Raw genomic sequence first — 17,237 nt, forward strand, 5'->3', positions numbered from 1 at the left:
ACGGAGTTCCTATGTCCAGTTATCAGGTTGACAGCGCACGTATGAAAAAGGACTTAGCGACGCTGGTTGCCATCAACACGGAGAATCCACCGGGCCATGAGCGCGAAGCCGCCGAATGTCTGGAAGGCTGGCTGCTGACCGCCGGGTTCGATCTCTCCTTTAGCGAATACGCACCGGGGCGGACCAACGTTATCGCCGTCCTGAACAATGGACCGGGGCCGTGTTTCGCCTTTAACACCCACCTCGACACCGTTCCGGCGGGCAGCGGCTGGGCCAGCGATCCCTTCACGCTCACCGAGCGTGACGGACGCCTGTACGGACGCGGCGCCTGCGATGCCAAAGGCCCGCTGGTGGCGATGGTTGAAGCCCTGCGTCTGCTGGCTGCCAACCGTCAGCAGTGGTCCGGCACATTGATGGGGGTGTTCACCGCCGATGAAGAGGTCGCCAGCGAAGGGGCGAAATTCTACGTCCGCGATAATCCACCGGCGATTGATTTCGCGGTGATTGGCGAGCCGACCTCGAATGCCACCTTCTCCGCCCACAAAGGCAGCTTACGTCCTCGCGTGCGGGTTAAAGGCGTCACCGCGCATTCCGGTACGCCGGAGCTGGGGATTAACGCGATTTACCAGTCGGCGCGCCTTTTAGGGTTGATTGAAGAAGCCCACCACCAGCAGGTGCGTTGCCGCTGCCACGATCTGGTCGGCAACGCCAGCCTGACGGTAACCCGCATCCACGGCGGCCATGCGGACAATGTGGTGCCAGACAGCTGTGAGCTGCTGCTTGACCGTCGCATGGTTCCGGGCGAAGACGAAGAGGTCGTCAAAGCCGAACTGCAGCAACTGCTCGACCACGCGTACGCACATGCAGGTGTGGAAGCCGAAATTATCGCCTGGCAGCCCACCACCGGCGGCGCGACGCAAACCGACAGCCGCGAAGCGATTGTCGAGCAAAGCCTTGCTGCCTGTCGCCGTCATGGGCAGAGCGAACCCGGCCCGTTTGGTTTTCAGGGGGGATGTGACCTGGTGCATTTCCGTTCGCTGGGCGCAAAAGGCGTCGTGATTGGCCCCGGTTCGCTGGCCGTGGCTCACAAACCCGATGAATTTGTCCCTGTCGATGAATTTATCGCCGCGGCCTACCTCTATCTCGATATTGCGCTCGCCATGCTGCCGCCGGAGCCCGGTTTATGAAAGCACAGCTCTTTCGGGGAGATCTGCATTACGCCGATGTGACGCTGCATACCGCTGCCTCTGGTCCGGTAACGGCGCTCGATACGCTCTGGCTGCGTCTGGAAGACCAGGGAGTGATCGGGATTGGCGAAGTGCGGCTCAACATTCGCTACCTGCATGGCTACCGCGAAGAGCAGGTGCTGAACAACCTGCTTCAGATACTTCGCCGCTGGGACTGGCGCCAGGCGCCCGCCGCGCGACTCGCCGCGTTAGATGATGGAGACTGCACGCTCCTGCCGCCATCGCGCATGGTGCTGGATATGGCCTTGCACGACCTGCTGGCGCGTCAGCAAGGGATAAGCGTTGCCGCCTGGCTGGGGGCGCGGGATGGCCTGCCTGCGTGGCACACCAACCAGACCCTGTTCTGGGGCAGCGAGAGACAGATGCTGGAGCAGGCGCAACGCTATGTCGATCGCGGTTTCACCCAGCTGAAGTTGCGCACAGGCGTGGCAGATTTCGCTACCGACCTGGCCCGTCTGCAACGGCTGCGCCAGCGGTTCGGCCAGCAGATTTCGCTGGCGATTGACGTGAACGGCCAGTGGTCTCTGGCGCAGGCTCACGCGGCATTCCCGTCTCTGCGCGAGCTGAAGCTCAGCTACATCGAACAGCCGTTAAGCCCGGCAAACGACAGCCAGCTTGCGGAGCTGTACGCCTACGGCATCCCGATCATGCTCGACGAAAGCCTCAACAGTGACGCCGCCATCACCCGGCTGATCGCCGCCAAAGGTGCGCTGTGGGGGCATCTCAAACTGGTGAAACTGGGTGGCCTTGCGCCGACGCTGGCCGCCGCCAACCGGCTGCGACTCGCCGACGTGCCATTCATGATTGGCCAGATGAATGAAGGCCATGCTGCCACCGCCGCCGCGCTCCAGCTGTGTCGTGTCGTGCAACCGGCATTTGCCGAGCTGTATGGCGCCGATGGCTTAACGGATGATCCCGTCAGCGGGCTGGAATACCGCAATGGCCTGGTCACCGTCAATGACTCACCCGGTCTGGGCGTGCAGTTTGATGCCGCGCAGGCCAACTTACTCCAGGAGTTTACTCATGCAAGATGTTAACAATGTGATTCAGGGCAGTGAGTCCGCCTTTAGCGCTGATGAATATGCGCAACGCATTCGACGCACCCGCGAACGCTTAAGCCGCGCGGGCGTGGACGTCATGATCGTTACCGGCCCGGAAAACATTTTCTGGCTCACCGGTCAGCAAACACCGGGCTATTACACCTTCCAGGCGCTGTTGCTGCCGGTAGAAGGGGATCCGGTGTTTGTGATTCGCCAGCTCGAATACTTTAACTTTATCGCCAACACCTTTATTTCTGACGCCGCCATCTACCAGGATGGCGATAACCCGGTGGATTTTCTGGTGGGCATGCTGCAACAGCGCGGCTGGCTCCACAAACGGATTGGGCTGGACAAACGCGGTTGGTTCCTGCCGGTTGCCGTGTATGAAGCCCTGCAGGCCAGGCTCGGCACCATTGCCGATACCGCGGGCGTCATCGAGCCGCTGCGCGCCGTGAAATCGGCGGCGGAGGTGGAAAAAATCGCCATCGCAGCGCGCTATGTGGACGCGGGCATGCGCGCGGGCATGGCGGCGATTCGCAGCGGCGCAGACGAAAACGCGCTGGTCTCGGCGATGATGGGGGCCGCCATTGCCGCCGGTTCCGAGTATGTCGGCATGGAACCGCTGGTCTCGACCGGCCCACGCAGCGGCGTGCCGCATGGCACATGGCGTCGTCGGGTGATGCAGGATAACGACCCGGTATTTCTCGAAATGTCAGCGGCTCACGACCGCTACCACGCCGCGATGATGCGCTCCGCCTGGCTGGGGCGGCCGCCCGCTATCGCCATCGAAATGGAAAAAGTGTGTCAGGAAGCCCTGCAGGCCTCCCTTGATGCCATTCGTCCGGGCGCCACCTGCGAAGCGCCGCACCTGGCCTGCCAGAAGGTGATTGATCGCGCCGGGTTCACCGAAAACTTCAAAAAACGCACCGGTTACTCCATCGGTATCGCCTTTGCGCCGGACTGGGGCGAAGGCGGCATTCTCAGTCTGTATCGTGGCGTCACCACTGAGCTGCAGCCAGGAATGACCTTCCACATTCCACCGGCTCTGCGGATCTACGGTCAATTTACCGTCGGCGTCAGTGAAACCGTGGTGGTGACCGAAACCGGATATCGTCAGCTGGGTTCCCTGGCTCGCCCTCTCACACTGCTGTAAGGAAAGAAAAATGAAAGATATCAATGAATGCCGTGAACGCCTGCGCGGTATTTTCAACATCACCGTCACCCCGTTCACCGCCAGCGGTGCGATCGACTTTCCGGCGTTACGTGAAAATATTGAACGCGTGATTGGTCTGGGTTATGACGGTCTGCTGATTGGCGGCACCTACGGTGAATTCCCGGTGATGACCGTCGAAGAACGCCGTGAGCTGTTTCATCAAGTCATGGCCTGTGTGGATGACCGCGTGGCGGTCATGCTGTGCAGCGCCAGCGCCGACCCGCGCGATGCCCGTGAGCTGACGCTGCTGGCAAGCGAGCTGGGCGGCCTGCCGATGGTGACCGCGCCCTTTGTTAGCGAAATCACTGACCAACAGATCGTCAGCTACTTCAAAGAGATGGCTCCCTTATCCAAGACCGGCATCCTGGTGTACAACGCGCCGGGCATCGGCATCACCCTCTCCCCGGCGCTGCTGGAACAACTGGCAGAGATCCCCAACGTGGTCGGCATCAAACAGGGCGACCTCAACCCCACCGCCATCGACCAGATTGCCAACCGCCTGCGTGGACGTCTGCGCCTGTTCTGTGCATCCGATCTGGCCTTCCTCGGGCCAATGATGGCCGGGTTTGACGGCATCAGCACCACCAACAGCGGCGCGCTGCCGGAGCTGATTATCAATACCTTCCGTGCCGTGGAACAGGGCGATGCCGCCACGGCCCGCGATCTGCATCAGCTGTGGTACGCGTATCGCGCGCTGGCGCGCAAACATGGTCAGCCGCAGCTGGTGAAAGCGGCGATGGCGCTGCGCGGTTTTAACGGCGGCACCGTACGCGCACCGTTAAAACCGATCGACGACGCGGCGCTGGTGGAGCTGACTCACGTCATGTCGGCGCTTGCCAGCGACAGCCGTAGCGGCGTTACGCTTGTGCGTTAAGCGCCGCCCGTAAAAAGGCGACGAACAGCGGATGGGGGGCATCCGGGCGGGACATCAGTTCCGGGTGCCCCTGCACACCATGCCAGAACGGCAGTTCCGGCTGGGAGATGGCCTCCACGATATCGTCCGTTTGCGCACTGACGCTGACCCCGCTGCGATCCAGCGCCGGCAATAAGTCGGTGTTAAAGCAGTAGCGATGGTTGTAGTGCATTTCGCGGATATCACCGGAGATCAACCCGAAGGAAAAAGGGAAGACGCCGCAGCGATGACGGCCATCGACAAAGGGAACAAAGCTGTGTAGAGCCTCATCCGGAGCCACTTCCGCGGGAATGGCCGATTCGCAACCCGGACGCCGGCGCACGACTGCGGTCATCATGCTCTGCATTCCCAGGCATAACCCCAGCGTGGGCTGTCCGCGGGCAAGCGTATCTTCCGCCACGCGGATTTGTCCCTTGACGGCCGCCATCGAGGAACCGCCTGGCAACACGACGCCCTGGACGTCGTGAAGGACGTGTAATCCAGGGGACAGGCTGACTGGCGCGAAGAAATGGACATCCAGGTTCAGCCCCAGCGACGCCGCGGCATCACCCAGTGAGCCAAGCGTGGCGGGGTAGACCAGACGGTGGTCTGACTCACGGCCAATCAGTGCGATGCGCAAGGACGTCCCGGCAGACGATGGCTCCCCGGCATCCCAGCGACCATAGCGATCGGCGGTGAGGTCTAACAACGTATGTTGTCCGTCGCTGAGCGTCAGGCGGTGGTTGCGGTCATCGCTGAACAGCCGTTGGCCCGGCAGGTCGGCGATAAGCGCTGCCTGCGAGGACGCCAGCACAATGACAGCATCAGACTCAGGCAGGCAGGCGATATCGCGTACCTCTTCACGCAGCGTATCGCTGCGCCAGAGGCCGCTGGTCACGCAGTACCCGGCCCGAATGACGTGCTGATGGCTGTCGGGAACATCCCCGGCGAAGTCGGGGCGAAGGCTCCAGAGAGGCAGTCCAAGACGATTAGCCCACAGGCTGGCGGTAATACCGTAGCGAGCGGGCACAGAGGTGTTATCGAGAATAAAGATCGGTGACACGGCGAGTTTCCTGCTGAGGTTGGGGACCTAATTGTATTAATTGAATCATTAGATACAAAAGAGGATTTATGAATAACAGTCAAATCGCCCGTCGTATGCAATCTGTACGCCCTTCACCGACAGCGGCCATTTCTGACCAGGTACGGGCACTGGAAGCCGCAGGCAAGCCGGTTATCAACCTGGGCGAAGGAGAACTGGATTTTGCTACCCCGGCCCATATTAGCTATGCGGGCATTGAAGCGATCGTGCATCATCAGACTAAGTATACCGCCGTTTCCGGCACCGCCGCGTTAAAGGAGGCCATTGCCGCCAAATTCGCTCGCGACAATCAGTTGCATTACCGTCCGCAAGAGATCATCGCTGGCAGTGGCGCCAAGCAGCTTATTTTCAATGCTTTTCTGGCCACCCTCGACGCCGGGCAGCAGGTCATCATTCCCGCCCCCTACTGGGTCTCGTATCCGGATATGGTCTCTCTGGCCGATGGCGAACCGGTGATTGTGCCCTGTGATGAACAAAACGGCTGGAAGCTGACGCCGGAACAACTGGCCGCCGCCCTCACCCCGTCAACGCGCTGGCTGATCCTCAACTCGCCGGGCAACCCGACGGGGGCGATTTACAGCGAGCAGGAGCTGTGTGCCCTGGCTGCGGTGCTGGCGGATTACCCACAGGTGCTGGTGATGGCCGACGACATTTATGAGCCGCTGCGTTACGACAATACCCCGTTCACCACGTTTGCTCAGGCCGCCCCGCAGATGGTTTCGCGTACCCTGACGGTAAACGGTGTGTCCAAAAGCCACGCCATGACCGGCTGGCGTCTGGGCTATGCGGGAGGGCCGCAATGGCTGATTGCCGCCATGCAGATCCTGCAATCACAAAGTACCTCCAACCCCAGCAGTATTTCGCAGGCTGCGGCGGTCGCAGCGCTTACCCATTCAGCCAATTTCTTCGACGGCTGGCTCAACGTGTTAGATAAACGCCGCCAACAGGTGCTGGGAATGATTGCCGCCACCGATGGCCTGAGCGCCACCACTCCCCAGGGGGCATTCTATGTGTTTGCCAACTGCCAGGCGCTTATGGGCCGGGTAACCCCTGGCGGCGAAATCCTTCGCGACGACAGCGCGCTGGCGAACTGGCTATTAGAACAAACCCAGGTGGCCGTTTTACACGGCTCCGCGTTTGGAATGCCGGGGTATTTGCGTATTGCGTATGCGGTAGAAGATGGCCTGCTGACTCAAGCCTGCCAGCGGATAGCGGGCGCCTGCGCGCAATTGCGTTAAAGGCGTGTGCTGGCGCAGCGGCTACCCACGCGGCGGCAAACCACGCTCGGTCTGAAAAATGCCGTGCTTATCGCCTACCTTGCCGATAAGCACGTTGTCATCACGATAGCTCGCCGGGTCATCGCGACATTCTCTTTCCCGGTTTTCCACTCCACCGTTGCGGCCACCACCGCACGCGGCAGGAATAGCATCCTGCGCATAGCTAATAATAAAGCAACCTCCTTGCAGCTGAATTTATACCAGCCCCACAAAATAGATTTTCGTTATTTTGTTTATGCTATAAAAAACACAATGCTAACAGCTATCCCCGAATGTTGAACACGTGCAAGGTTTCAGAAATTATGATATAGTTCGCGTTTTAATGGATAGTGATTAAGGTTGAAATATTGAAAACGGCCAATTTTTCTGAGTTGATAAAAATAGCAGCGCTACAACTGTTCAGAGAAAAAGGGTTTAGCAATGTCTCAACCCGTGATTTGACGCAGAAAATGAATATTTCCAGAAGTCATATCTATCACTATTATCGAGACTGGGAAACGCTCAAGAAATCCACTATTCAGTATATGTTTGAAAATGACATACAAGAATGTCATGCGTTTTTAAACGCGTCAGAAAAAATGAGCGCTAGTGAAAGAGTAAACCTCTATATCAGAACGCTGTTACCCGATGCACCTTCGGCACACTGGCTGCTCTACCTTGAACTATGGCCAATGGCAGCACGCGATGCGGATTATGCTAAATTAGTGCACGATCACTCCCTGCAATGGATCACTATTCTTGAAGGCATCATTAGCGTAGGGATGCAGGAAGGCGAGTTCCTTGCGGAAAACGCCGCTACCTCAGCCAGACAAATAAACACATTAATTGATGGGTATTCCAGCTTGCTGATCCTCGATTATTCAGAAGACAGACGCAGCATTTTTCTTAATGAAATATCTGAGCTTGCCTTTAAAATCCTTAAAAAGAATTTCTGAGTGGGTGAAGCAAGGTAGCGTATCAGTTAACCCTTTTTTATATTGAGATAACTCAAAATACGCTGCATTTTACTTTCTGCCGTCGTATTTCCTGGCGCAGTGCTGTCTATCCAGGTCTCATCGGCTTCAGGATGCGGACCTGACAGGATGATGTTTCCCTTGCCATACCGGTACTTACCAATGGCGATATCTCCATTCTTGTAGTAAGCGATCGGCTGGAATCCAGTACTTGAGATACTACTGTTGAGATAAGGCCCATCCTGGTAGTAAAAAGGCTCTTGTTTATTATTCCATGTCAGTTGCAGGGTATAATCGCCTTCATCAACGGCCTGCGAACCGGGTCTCCCCACCTCTGACTCTAAAGGCGCATCAATAATCCCTATCCAGTCTTTGTCGGCAAGATAGGCCCCCATACAAAGACCAAGAAAGGATTTGCCGCTTTTCACAAAATTACGGATAGCCTCTGCCCCTTCATCACCCAGGGCTTGATAAGATCCGGGTATATCCTGACCGCCGCCAGGTTGAATATAGAGATCGAATTTTTTCAGTGTTTGCGCATTTAATTTCAGCTTTTCTTTTTCACCAACATAAGAAATGTGCAGAGGCAGACCTGTCGCGACCAGCGATTTTACCACCATTTCAGAACAACCCGGGCACCCGGCCTCCCCGCGATAAACGGCGACATGATAACTCTCTGATTGCGAGGGCTTTGCCTGCACCGATGCAGTGAAAAAGGCGAAAGAAAAGGCAATCGTTAGTATTTTTGCTTTTTTACGTCTGGTGCCCTGGAAAAAAATTTTCATGTCAGTAGATCCCCTGGTTATGTAGTGTCATGGCTAATCACAGCGTATCACTTTTGGATCCCGCAGATGATGACGATAAATTAGAGCATTCGCTCAAATTTATCCTCACCCTCAAATTTGTCAAGCCGTTTTAGTTAAAAAAAATAATGTTTCTTTATTCTTTAAAGTAAAGGCGACAATATTTTATAAATATCTTTTAATGAGATATTCTCATATCTTATTGTCTTCTCAATAACATTAAATACCGAAGAGAGGGTGAAAAAAGAGTCGATCATGCTCCATGTAATACCGCGGTCGTCTTACCGGGCAAACGTCAACGTTGGCGTACTGGTCTCGCTACACAGCGATGGCAGTTCAGTAACAGCACCACATGGCATGCTTTACATAAATCATCATTATATTCATGTAGTTATAAAAACAACGTCACATGCGCCTTGATCCATCAGCACATTCAATAATACTGTATATAAAAACAGTATTCGAGGATCGATACCATGCAGTTTACTCGGCCAACTGAGATTTCGCCCCCACTCATGCTCCCCCTCTTCTCCGAGAGGGTACCCTGCGGATTTCCCAGCCCCGCTCAGGATTATGTTGAAGACAGGCTGGATCTCAATAAATTATTGATAAAACATCCGAGTGCTACTTACTTCATCAAAGTCAGCGGAGAGTCTATGCGTGATGCCGGCATCAGTGATGGAGACCTTTTAGTGGTTGACCGCTCACTGTCTGCCGTACATGGTGATATCGTCATCGCGGCTATCGCAGGTGAATTCACCGTGAAAGAACTTCGCACTCATCCTTTTTTACAGCTAGTGCCGCACAATCGCGATTACGCTTCCATTTCGTTTCATAATGCCGAAGAGTTAGAAATATTTGGCGTGGTCATTTTTAGCATTAAAGCGCATAAATAATTATGTTTGCCCTCGTCGATGTCAATAACTTCTATACTTCTTGTGAAACGGTTTTTCGCCCTGATTTAAAGGGAAAGCCTATTGTGGTCGTGTCCAATAACGATGGTTGCATTATTTCTCGCTCTGCCGAAGCAAAATCCCTCGGTATAAAAAACGGTGAGCCTTTCTTTAAAATAAAAAATAACCCTTATTATTCCAGTGTTCATTTTTTCAGTTCTAACTATGCGCTTTATGCCGACCTCAGTGACCGTGTTATGCAAACGCTCACGGCAATGTCTCCGTCAATAGAAATCTACTCCATCGATGAAGCCTTTATTAATTTATCCGGAGTAATGAATTGCGTCCCCTTATCCACCTTCGGCCATGAAATAAGAACTCACGTATTGAAAAATACTGGCTTAACGGTGGGTGTAGGTATTGCGCAAACCAAGACATTAGCCAAGCTCGCTAACCATGCCGCCAAGACATGGCGCGGCACGGGCGGCGTTGTCGACTTATCCAATATTGTGCGCCAACGCAGGCTACTCGCCCTTGTCCCTGTTGAAGAGGTCTGGGGCGTTGGGCGAAAAATGAGTAAAAAACTTAATTTAATGGGTATCAATACCGCTCTGGATCTGGCTGAAAGCTCATTATGGGTCATAAAAAAGCACTTCAATGTGGTGCTGGAAAGGACCGTTCGCGAACTGCGTGGTGAGCCATGTTTTGAGCTACAAGAATTTTCCCCAACAAAACAACAGATTATTTGTAGTCGCTCTTTTGGCAATCGGGTAACGCAGTATTCAGATATGCATCAAGCCATTTGCGCCTATGCTGAGCGAGCAGCAGAAAAATTACGCAGTGAGCATCAATTTTGCCGCTTCGTTAGCGTATTTGTTCGGACGAGTCCGCACGCCGTTAATGAAACATATTATGGCAACCAAGCGTCAATGAAGCTATTAACGCCGTCTAATGATACTCGTGACATTATAAATTGTGCCACAAACTGCCTGCAGAGAATTTGGATTGATGGTTATCGATATATGAAAGCCGGTGTTATGCTTGCTGATTTCTTCAGTAATGGCATAGCGCAGCTAAACTTATTTGACGATAACGCGCCGCGCAAAAACAGTGCTGCGTTAATGGACGTTATCGACCAATTAAATCAATCCGGGAAAGGAAAAGTTTGGTTTGCCGGTCAGGGGATCGAAAAGTCCTGGGCGATGAAGCGTGAAATGCTTTCCCCGGCTTACACCACCCGATATTCAGACCTACCGGTCGCGAAATGAATGTACGCAGGTAATGACATCGCTTCGGGTGAAGGTCACTGCGTTTACCAGGCCTACGCAATCAGCGATAACGCCTTTGCAGCGCGGAAATCCCCTCCGCTCGTCAATGAGGCCTGCCTGACCGCCGGCGGACGAGGTGCTGCTTTTGCGCGCAGCCCGTCTACCGCACGAGGTTGCGGATGAGCAGCACCGCGGCATTCGCTTGACACTGTACATTAATACAGTAAAACTATCGCCCGCGATCAGCATACAGAGGACAGAAGATGTTTGTGGAACTGATTTATGACAAGCGCAATTTTGCCGGGCTGCCGGGTGCCAGAGAGACCATTCTTAACGAACTGACCAAACGCATGCAGCGCATTTTCCCGGAAGCGGAAGTGCGGGTGAAGCCGATGATGACGCTGCCGGCGATCAACACCGACGCCAGCAAGCATGAAAAAGAGCTGATCAGCCGTACGGTGCAGGAGATGTTTGAAGAAGCGGATATGTGGCTCACTGAAGAGTGATGCCGCCCGTCGTTGGCAGCGGCCATCTCTTTAAGAGCTTTCCCGGATGTGGCAGAGCAACGGGTAACTGTACAATAGCGGCGGTTGCAGACTGGCAATGCAACCTTCGCTCACCTGCTGGCTCTTGCATACGGCCAGCAGGTGAGCCCTACCAGCCTCCCCTCATCGCCCTTACAGCGTCTCCGGTAGCGCCGCCATCATCCGATCCACCAGCTCGCGATGCTGATGGACCTTCCCGCATTTAACAATGATCTGCCTGGCGTTGTCATAGCCCGGGGCCCACAACCGGTTATTGAGCAGAACGTCCTTATAGACCGCGATCAGCGGTTTGTTCCACGCCGCCGCCATATGCACCACCGAGGTGTCCGGAGAGATAATCAGCTCCGCCTGGGCAATCAGCGCCATCGCATGGTGCAGCGTGTTAAACGGATTAATCACCACCTCCGGCGGCAGCGGGATGCGGATCTCACGCCGATGATCGAGCAGAATAACCGCCAGCCCCGGATGGCGAGCCCGCAGCTTGTCGAGCAGTTCGGCCAGCTGCGTCTGGGAGAGACTCCGGTCGGCATGGCCGGCAAAAATATTAATCACTACCGCTTTTCCGCTCAGCGACGCCAGATACTGCGCCACCTCCTGCATAATCGGCCCGGGCACCGCCAGGTCGTAAGTGTCCAGACCGCGAGTGTCCAGTTTGAGATAGTCGGCGATCAACGCGAACGTTTTCGTCACGTGCCAGTGCTGGCAGTCAAAATCAAACGAGTGAGAGTAGTGTTTAATCGATGGCCATTTATTAAACCCGAGCACTGATTTGGCTTTTATTTGTCGGAAAAGCCGCAGGCGATGCACGGGAATATCGAACAGCGAAGGGTCAATAATAATATCGTACTTATTATTAGCCAGTTCATTAATGACGTCACGGGGAACGTTATGGTTAAATTTACGCAAAAAGTCAGCGGAATTGACCGGCTCAGCTTCATAAATATGGCGGATCCGCGGGTTATAGCGCATCACCTGGCTGTTAGAGGTCGTCAGTAGAAAATCAACGATATAACCTGACTGATGCAGGCATTTTACCAGCGCGGAATCCACCACCACATCGCCGACCGCCCCCTCATTACGCATGAGTAAGACAGTTTTCGCGGACGACAAATCCACCGGCTGACGGCGTCGGCGGTCCCAGAGCGCTTTCGCCACTCCCACCCGCAGGGCATTACGTACTTTCTTAGTAAAGTAATTCCGCCGTCTGTTGAGCTCCCTTATTTTATTAAACTTCTTGCGTGGGGAACCCTGCATGGTTGCATCGTGCATCATCCTAACCTCATTACGGCAATTATTAATATTCTGTGTCGTCCGATAGAGACTGAGCGAAATAAAAAAAGTTCGATTGAAAATGAAAATCATTCTTTTTTTTATTTACAAAACTCATCTGCTGCGCCTGCGAGATTGCACCACAGCACTGTGAAGCAATAATGAGCGAATGGTGAATTTCCCGGCCCACCGTTGGCAGGCTGACGCAACAGCGCTAAGCTGGCGGCTTGATGATGTCAGGAGGACGCTATGCTTGAAGCAGTAGAAGGTAATATCCACCAGCGCCTGTGCGCGCTGCTCGACGAACACCAGGCGCGCTACCGGGTGATGGCGCACGACGCGGTCGGCCAGTGCGAAGCCGTCTCGGCGATCCGCGGCACCGCGCTTGGCCAGGGCGCAAAAGCGCTAGTCTGTAAAGTAAAAGGAAACGGCGTCAACCAGCATGTGCTGGCGATCCTCGCCGCCGATCAGCAGGCCGATCTCGCCAGCCTGGCCCGGCATATCGGCGGCAGCAAAGCCTCGCTGGCCAGTCCGGCGGAAGTGGATGCCCTCACCGCCTGCGTGTTCGGCGCCATTCCCCCCTTCAGCTTCCATCCGGCGCTGCGGCTGGTGGCCGACCCGCTGCTGTTTGAGCGCTTTCCGCAAATCGCCTTTAACGCTGGACGCCTGGATCGGTCGATCATTCTCGATACCGAGGATTATTTACATATCGCCCGACCGGAGATCGCGACCTTTCGCCGCCTTAGCTAACCGGGCATCCGCCCTGATTTTCGCCGCATGGCGTAAAAATCCTGTTTATTCACGCCACGATGCGTAGAGTAAGCGGGATATTTTTTGGCTTTCTTTTTTTGGCAAGGACCTCTGTACATGTTTGATACCACCCTGTTGATCCTGCTGGGTCTGGCGGCGCTCGGCTTTATTAGCCATAACACCACCGTAGCGATCTCCATCCTCGTGCTGATTATCGTGCGCGTTACACCGCTGAATACCTTCTTTCCCTGGATTGAGAAACAGGGGCTGACCGTCGGGATCATTATTTTAACCATCGGCGTGATGGCGCCTATCGCCAGCGGTACGCTGCCGCCCTCGACGCTGATCCACTCCTTTATGAACTGGAAATCACTGCTGGCGATTGCGGTCGGGGTGTTTGTTTCGTGGCTCGGCGGGCGCGGCGTAGCGCTGATGGGCACCCAGCCGCATCTGGTGGCCGGGCTGCTGGTCGGTACGGTACTCGGCGTCGCCCTGTTTCGCGGCGTCCCGGTCGGGCCGCTGATTGCCGCCGGGATCATCTCATTGTTTATTGGGAAGTCGTAGCCAGGCTACCGTGATAGCGGCCCGGCGTCTGTCCGAGTCCTTTTTTAAACATGGTGATGAAGGCGGTGGTGGAGTCGTAGCCCAGCGCCTGGGCCGTTTGCTGCACCGTCTGCCCGCGGATCAGCAGCTGCAGCGCGAGGATCAGCTGCAGCTGATGGCGCCAGCGGCGAAAGCTCAGCCCCGTTTCGCGCACTACCAGGCGGGCCAGATTGCGCTCGCTCATCGCAAACACCGCCGCCCACTGGCTCAGGGTCTGCCAGCGCGCCGGATCCTCGGCCATCATCGTCACCATCTGACGAATTTTCGGGTGGTTTGATACCGGCAGCTGCAGGTGCTCCTGCGGCTGCCGGGGCAGCTCATCAAACAGAACCTGCACCAGCCGGGCCGTGGCAGGGGCGGCCAGCAACTCCCCGCCGCGTTCCGCCAGGGTGAGGATCAGCTCCCGCACCAGTGGGGAAATCTTTAACGTACAGCAGCGGTCCGGCATCGGCGCGGCGCCCGGCTCGATGAACAGGAAACACACCTGGGCACCGGGGGTGGCGCGGTTACTGTGGGAAAGCTGTCCCGGGACCCACACCGCATACTGCGGCGGCACCATCCACATCGCGTTCTCCACCTCGCAGGTCAAGGCGCCGTGCAGGGCGAGGATCAGCTGCCCCTTACGGTGAGAATGCGCCGGAATATACTGCTCCGCCTCCACCACCTGAATACGAAAGGCAATGGCCGATTCGTGGCCACTGTCCGGTTCATAACCATCCAGACCCAGTCCGATCATCATGTTGTCCGATATTAGCGATAATCTGTCATTTTAGCTTGATTTAAACAGGAGACAAAGTCGCTATCGTAACCCCCTCGTTAGTTACCTTGAGAATGATATGTCTTCTGTGATCTCCTCTACCGGCCGCCGCCCCGCGCTGCTGATTGCCGGTATCTTGCTCATCGCCACTACCCTGCGCGTGGTCTTTACCGGCGCGGCGCCGCTGCTGGACGCGATTCGTAGCGACTATGGCCTGACCACCGCGCAGACCGGGCTGCTCACCACCCTGCCGCTGCTGGCCTTTGGCCTTGTCTCGCCGCTGGCGGCAGGGGTTGCCCGCCGGTTCGGCATGGAGCGCAGCCTGCTGCTGGCGATGCTGCTGATCTGCGCCGGCATTGCCCTGCGCTCCCTGCCCTCCGCTGCACTGCTGTTTATCGGCACGGCAGTGATCGGCTGCGGTATTGCGCTGGGCAATGTCCTGCTGCCCGGACTGATTAAACGGGATTTCTCGCAGCATGTCGCGCGGATGACCGGCGCCTATTCCCTGACGATGGGTGCGGCGGCGGCGCTCGGCTCGGCGCTGGTGGTGCCTGTGGCGATGGCCGGATTCGGCTGGCGTGGCGCGCTGTTGCTGCTGATGATCTTCCCGCTGCTGGCGATCCTCAGCTGGCTGCCGCAGTCCCGGCGCCGGGCGGAGGCGCCATTGACCGGCTCAGGCGCCATGCACAACCGGGGGATCTGGCGGTCGGCGCTGGCCTGGCAGGTGACGCTGTTCCTCGGCATCAACTCGCTGGTCTATTACGTGATTATCGGCTGGCTGCCGTCGATTCTGCAGAGTATGGGCTATAGCGAAGCGCAGGCCGGCTCGCTGCATGGCCTGCTGCAGCTGGCGACCGCCGCCCCCGGTCTGGCGATACCGTTGATCCTGCATCGGCTGCGCGACCAGCGCGGGATCGCGGTGCTGGTCGCCCTGATGTGCGCCATCAGCGCCGCCGGGCTGTGGCTGCTGCCAGGGCTGGCGATCGGCTGGACGCTGCTGTTCGGCTTTGGCTCCGGAGCTACCATGATCCTCGGCCTGACGTTTATCGGCCTGCGCGCCAGCTCGGCGCACCAGGCCGCGGCGCTGTCAGGGATGGCGCAGAGCGTCGGCTATCTGCTGGCCGCCTGCGGGCCGCCGCTGATGGGCAGGATCCACGATGCCAATGGCGACTGGCATATTCCGCTGCTGGCGGTGGCGCTGATTTCGCTGGTGATGGCGGTCTGCGGCGCCCTCGCCGGACGAGACCGGGAAATCCATTCCTGAAGATGACCGGCAGCGCCCGCTGCCGGTGGGTTTATTGTGCCGCGGCGCGAATCAGCGCCTGTACCAGCGGCGAGGGACGCCCATCCAGCGCGTGGCGTTCATGCTGGAACAACGTGGCGACAAAAAACGGGTGCGTCACCAGCTCGACGGCGCGGATCTCGCCCTCTTCATCCCAGCCGGTGACGCGCAGATCGCCCTGTTCCAGCTCTCCAGCAAACGCGCTGTCCACCCCGTACCGGCAGTGGTAGCCCTCTTCAATGCTCTCCCGGCCATAGGCGCGGGCAATCAGCGTATTCGCCCGCAGCTCGACGACGGCGGAGGTCTCCACCAGCGAACAGCTGAGGGGAGCGATCACCATCCGCCCTTCGTTGTCAGTTTCCGCATGACCGGCATCCTGCCAGCCGAGCACGTTACGGGCGTATTCAATCACCGCGTGCTGAAAGCCGCCGCAGGTGCCGAGGAAAGGGATGCCGTTTTCGCGGGCATAGCGGATCGCGGTAAAGGCCCCCTGCGGATGACGATACGGGCTACCGGGAACGACCCAGATGGCATCGTACTCGGCCAGCGCCTCGCCGGAGACAATCGACGGGGTGGCGAGCCAGTCATATTTCACCGGCTGCTCCAGCACGGCGGCAGCATCGTCTATCGCCAGGGGAATGGCCTGATGGGCAACAATATCGGGGTGATAATCGCCGACGAGGGCGAGGCGTAAAGGGGTTTTCATAGCAGGTTCCTTATGTCTGGACGAGACGAGCAGCACAAGGCACGTCAGGATAGCGATCCCTCCTGTGGAACACAATCCTTATTTTCGCCCCACCGCCCCCGCCGGCGGGTAAGGTATACTGGAGCAAGCGTGAAAGGGAGAAAGGATGAAAAGTAAGCTTTTGGTCAGCGCCTGCCTGATGGGATTCCAGGTGCGGTATAACGGTAGCGAGAAGGCACAGCTGGCGGCGACGCTGTCCCGCTGGCAGCAGACGGGGCGGCTGGTGATCCACTGCCCGGAGCTGGCGGCCGGTCTGTCCACGCCCCGTCTGCCGGCGGGGATGTACTTGCCGGGCGGGCGCGGATCGTGGAAAGCGACGGCCGCGACGTCACGGGACATTACCAGCTGGCCGCCTGGCTGGCGCTCAGCGCCGCCCGGGAAGCGGGCTGTCAGGCAGCGTTACTCACCGATGGCAGCCCTACCTGCGGCAGCCAGTTTGTCTATGACGGTTCCTTTCGCGGACGACGCAAAGCGGGCGCCGGGGTCGCGGCCGATCTGCTGCGCGCCCACGGCATCACGGTATTTTCCGACGGGCAAATCCCGCAGTTGCTCGCCTGGATGGCACAGAGGGAGCAGGATGATGATTCAATGTAAACGG

At 57.0% G+C, this 17,237-nt stretch carries 17 protein-coding genes and 2 pseudogenes; 14 read left to right on the plus strand and 5 right to left on the minus strand.

All coding sequences use genetic code 11. From position 1 onward, the window contains the following. The first annotated feature begins 11 nt into the window (after positions 1 to 11). The 4 genes from CWM53_RS03145 to CWM53_RS03160 are packed head-to-tail and all read left to right on the plus strand — an operon-like array spanning position 12 to position 4,374. Complete coding sequence (locus CWM53_RS03145; protein ID WP_061154975.1) at positions 12 to 1,187, plus strand: M20 family metallopeptidase; 1,176 nt, start codon at positions 12 to 14, stop codon at positions 1,185 to 1,187. After that, the gene (locus tag CWM53_RS03150; RefSeq protein ID WP_100631728.1) at positions 1,184 to 2,284 is read left to right on the plus strand and encodes a mandelate racemase/muconate lactonizing enzyme family protein; all 1,101 of its coding nucleotides are present in this window, start codon (positions 1,184 to 1,186) and stop codon (positions 2,282 to 2,284) included. The genes CWM53_RS03145 and CWM53_RS03150 overlap by 4 nt, the downstream gene beginning before the upstream one ends. Further along, the gene (locus CWM53_RS03155) at positions 2,271 to 3,440 is read left to right on the plus strand and encodes a M24 family metallopeptidase (protein ID WP_016160709.1); all 1,170 of its coding nucleotides are present in this window, start codon (positions 2,271 to 2,273) and stop codon (positions 3,438 to 3,440) included. Before CWM53_RS03150 ends, CWM53_RS03155 begins: the two co-directional genes overlap by 14 nt. Before the next feature lie 10 nt (positions 3,441 to 3,450). After that, positions 3,451 to 4,374 carry a dihydrodipicolinate synthase family protein gene (locus CWM53_RS03160; protein ID WP_074386254.1) on the plus strand — a complete coding sequence of 308 codons (924 nt, stop codon included), beginning with the start codon at positions 3,451 to 3,453 and terminating at the stop codon, positions 4,372 to 4,374. Here CWM53_RS03160 and CWM53_RS03165 read toward each other — a convergent pair. Continuing rightward, on the minus strand, positions 4,358 to 5,455 hold the full coding sequence (locus tag CWM53_RS03165) for a glutamine amidotransferase-related protein (protein WP_100631729.1): 1,098 nt from the start codon (positions 5,453 to 5,455) through the stop codon (positions 4,358 to 4,360). The genes CWM53_RS03160 and CWM53_RS03165 overlap by 17 nt on opposite strands. 68 nt (positions 5,456 to 5,523) lie before the next feature. Between CWM53_RS03165 and CWM53_RS03170 the strand changes: the two genes are divergently transcribed. Next, a complete protein-coding gene (locus CWM53_RS03170; RefSeq protein ID WP_061154980.1) occupies positions 5,524 to 6,732 on the plus strand; it encodes a pyridoxal phosphate-dependent aminotransferase in 1,209 nt (402 codons plus the stop codon). Between the two features lie 386 nt (positions 6,733 to 7,118). Beyond that, on the plus strand, positions 7,119 to 7,706 hold the full coding sequence (locus tag CWM53_RS03180) for a TetR/AcrR family transcriptional regulator (RefSeq protein WP_100729963.1): 588 nt from the start codon (positions 7,119 to 7,121) through the stop codon (positions 7,704 to 7,706). A 26-nt stretch (positions 7,707 to 7,732) separates the two neighbouring features. Here the strand turns inward: CWM53_RS03180 and CWM53_RS03185 are convergent, their stop codons facing one another. Further along, a complete protein-coding gene (locus CWM53_RS03185) occupies positions 7,733 to 8,509 on the minus strand; it encodes a BPL-N domain-containing protein (RefSeq protein WP_100729941.1) in 777 nt (258 codons plus the stop codon). A gap of 494 nt (positions 8,510 to 9,003) precedes the next feature. Here CWM53_RS03185 and umuD point away from each other — a divergent pair, with 494 nt between their 5' ends. From umuD to CWM53_RS03200, 3 genes are all read left to right on the plus strand, one after another. After that, entirely contained in the window at positions 9,004 to 9,423 is a 420-nt protein-coding gene (gene umuD / locus CWM53_RS03190) for a translesion error-prone DNA polymerase V autoproteolytic subunit (protein WP_008807676.1), read from the plus strand. Positions 9,424 to 9,425: 2 nt separating this feature from the next. Beyond that, entirely contained in the window at positions 9,426 to 10,688 is a 1,263-nt protein-coding gene (gene umuC, locus CWM53_RS03195) for a translesion error-prone DNA polymerase V subunit UmuC (protein ID WP_008807677.1), read from the plus strand. A gap of 263 nt (positions 10,689 to 10,951) precedes the next feature. Then, the gene (locus tag CWM53_RS03200) at positions 10,952 to 11,194 is read left to right on the plus strand and encodes a DinI family protein (RefSeq protein WP_004203750.1); all 243 of its coding nucleotides are present in this window, start codon (positions 10,952 to 10,954) and stop codon (positions 11,192 to 11,194) included. Positions 11,195 to 11,365: 171 nt separating this feature from the next. Here CWM53_RS03200 and CWM53_RS03205 read toward each other — a convergent pair whose 3' ends face one another. Then, complete coding sequence (locus tag CWM53_RS03205) at positions 11,366 to 12,502, minus strand: glycosyltransferase family 9 protein (RefSeq protein WP_165785009.1); 1,137 nt, start codon at positions 12,500 to 12,502, stop codon at positions 11,366 to 11,368. Between CWM53_RS03205 and CWM53_RS31805 the strand changes: the two are divergent. From CWM53_RS31805 to CWM53_RS03215, 3 genes and pseudogenes are all read left to right on the plus strand, one after another. Beyond that, a pseudogene (locus CWM53_RS31805) lies at positions 12,497 to 12,656 on the plus strand (hypothetical protein). The gene CWM53_RS03205 and the pseudogene CWM53_RS31805 sit on opposite strands and share 6 nt — an antisense overlap. Positions 12,657 to 12,751: 95 nt before the next feature. Continuing rightward, positions 12,752 to 13,252 (plus strand): YbaK/prolyl-tRNA synthetase associated domain-containing protein, encoded by a 501-nt coding sequence (locus CWM53_RS03210; protein ID WP_008807680.1) that lies wholly within the window; start codon positions 12,752 to 12,754, stop codon positions 13,250 to 13,252. A gap of 117 nt (positions 13,253 to 13,369) precedes the next feature. Beyond that, the gene (locus CWM53_RS03215) at positions 13,370 to 13,816 is read left to right on the plus strand and encodes a DUF441 domain-containing protein (RefSeq protein ID WP_008807681.1); all 447 of its coding nucleotides are present in this window, start codon (positions 13,370 to 13,372) and stop codon (positions 13,814 to 13,816) included. Here CWM53_RS03215 and CWM53_RS03220 read toward each other — a convergent pair. Next, complete coding sequence (locus tag CWM53_RS03220) at positions 13,800 to 14,594, minus strand: AraC family transcriptional regulator (protein WP_008807682.1); 795 nt, start codon at positions 14,592 to 14,594, stop codon at positions 13,800 to 13,802. The genes CWM53_RS03215 and CWM53_RS03220 overlap by 17 nt on opposite strands. Before the next feature lie 106 nt (positions 14,595 to 14,700). Here CWM53_RS03220 and CWM53_RS03225 point away from each other — a divergent pair, with 106 nt between their 5' ends. Further along, positions 14,701 to 15,876: a CynX/NimT family MFS transporter gene (locus tag CWM53_RS03225; protein ID WP_165785010.1), complete on the plus strand. Its 1,176-nt coding sequence runs from the start codon at positions 14,701 to 14,703 to the stop codon at positions 15,874 to 15,876. 31 nt (positions 15,877 to 15,907) lie between these two features. On the opposite strand, the gene CWM53_RS03230 is transcribed toward CWM53_RS03225, so the two are convergent. Beyond that, positions 15,908 to 16,600, minus strand: a complete 693-nt coding sequence (locus CWM53_RS03230) for a CTP synthase (protein ID WP_100729944.1) — start codon at positions 16,598 to 16,600, stop codon at positions 15,908 to 15,910. A gap of 178 nt (positions 16,601 to 16,778) precedes the next feature. On the opposite strand from CWM53_RS03230, the pseudogene CWM53_RS03235 reads away from it, so the two are divergent. Beyond that, positions 16,779 to 17,233: pseudogene (locus CWM53_RS03235) on the plus strand (DUF523 domain-containing protein). Positions 17,234 to 17,237 lie beyond the last annotated feature (4 nt).

The organism is Klebsiella sp. A-Nf5 (genome assembly GCF_002810545.1).
Classification (GTDB): domain Bacteria; phylum Pseudomonadota; class Gammaproteobacteria; order Enterobacterales; family Enterobacteriaceae; genus Klebsiella; species Klebsiella variicola.

Excerpts from the sequence above, each read along its gene's own strand:
- CWM53_RS03170 (WP_061154980.1), top strand. The coding sequence starts at position 5,524 with ATGAATAACAGTCAAATCGCCCGTCGTATGCAATCTGTACGCCCTTCA.
- CWM53_RS03220 (WP_008807682.1), bottom strand. The coding sequence starts at position 14,594 with ATGATGATCGGACTGGGTCTGGATGGTTATGAACCGGACAGTGGCCAC.
- CWM53_RS03215 (WP_008807681.1), top strand. The coding sequence starts at position 13,370 with ATGTTTGATACCACCCTGTTGATCCTGCTGGGTCTGGCGGCGCTCGGC.
- CWM53_RS03155 (WP_016160709.1), top strand. The coding sequence starts at position 2,271 with ATGCAAGATGTTAACAATGTGATTCAGGGCAGTGAGTCCGCCTTTAGC.
- CWM53_RS03205 (WP_165785009.1), bottom strand. The coding sequence starts at position 12,502 with ATGCACGATGCAACCATGCAGGGTTCCCCACGCAAGAAGTTTAATAAA.
- CWM53_RS03150 (WP_100631728.1), top strand. The coding sequence starts at position 1,184 with ATGAAAGCACAGCTCTTTCGGGGAGATCTGCATTACGCCGATGTGACG.
- umuD (WP_008807676.1), top strand. The coding sequence starts at position 9,004 with ATGCAGTTTACTCGGCCAACTGAGATTTCGCCCCCACTCATGCTCCCC.
- umuC (WP_008807677.1), top strand. The coding sequence starts at position 9,426 with ATGTTTGCCCTCGTCGATGTCAATAACTTCTATACTTCTTGTGAAACG.
- CWM53_RS03230 (WP_100729944.1), bottom strand. The coding sequence starts at position 16,600 with ATGAAAACCCCTTTACGCCTCGCCCTCGTCGGCGATTATCACCCCGAT.
- CWM53_RS03160 (WP_074386254.1), top strand. The coding sequence starts at position 3,451 with ATGAAAGATATCAATGAATGCCGTGAACGCCTGCGCGGTATTTTCAAC.
- CWM53_RS03210 (WP_008807680.1), top strand. The coding sequence starts at position 12,752 with ATGCTTGAAGCAGTAGAAGGTAATATCCACCAGCGCCTGTGCGCGCTG.
- CWM53_RS03145 (WP_061154975.1), top strand. The coding sequence starts at position 12 with ATGTCCAGTTATCAGGTTGACAGCGCACGTATGAAAAAGGACTTAGCG.
- CWM53_RS03200 (WP_004203750.1), top strand. The coding sequence starts at position 10,952 with ATGTTTGTGGAACTGATTTATGACAAGCGCAATTTTGCCGGGCTGCCG.
- CWM53_RS03185 (WP_100729941.1), bottom strand. The coding sequence starts at position 8,509 with ATGAAAATTTTTTTCCAGGGCACCAGACGTAAAAAAGCAAAAATACTA.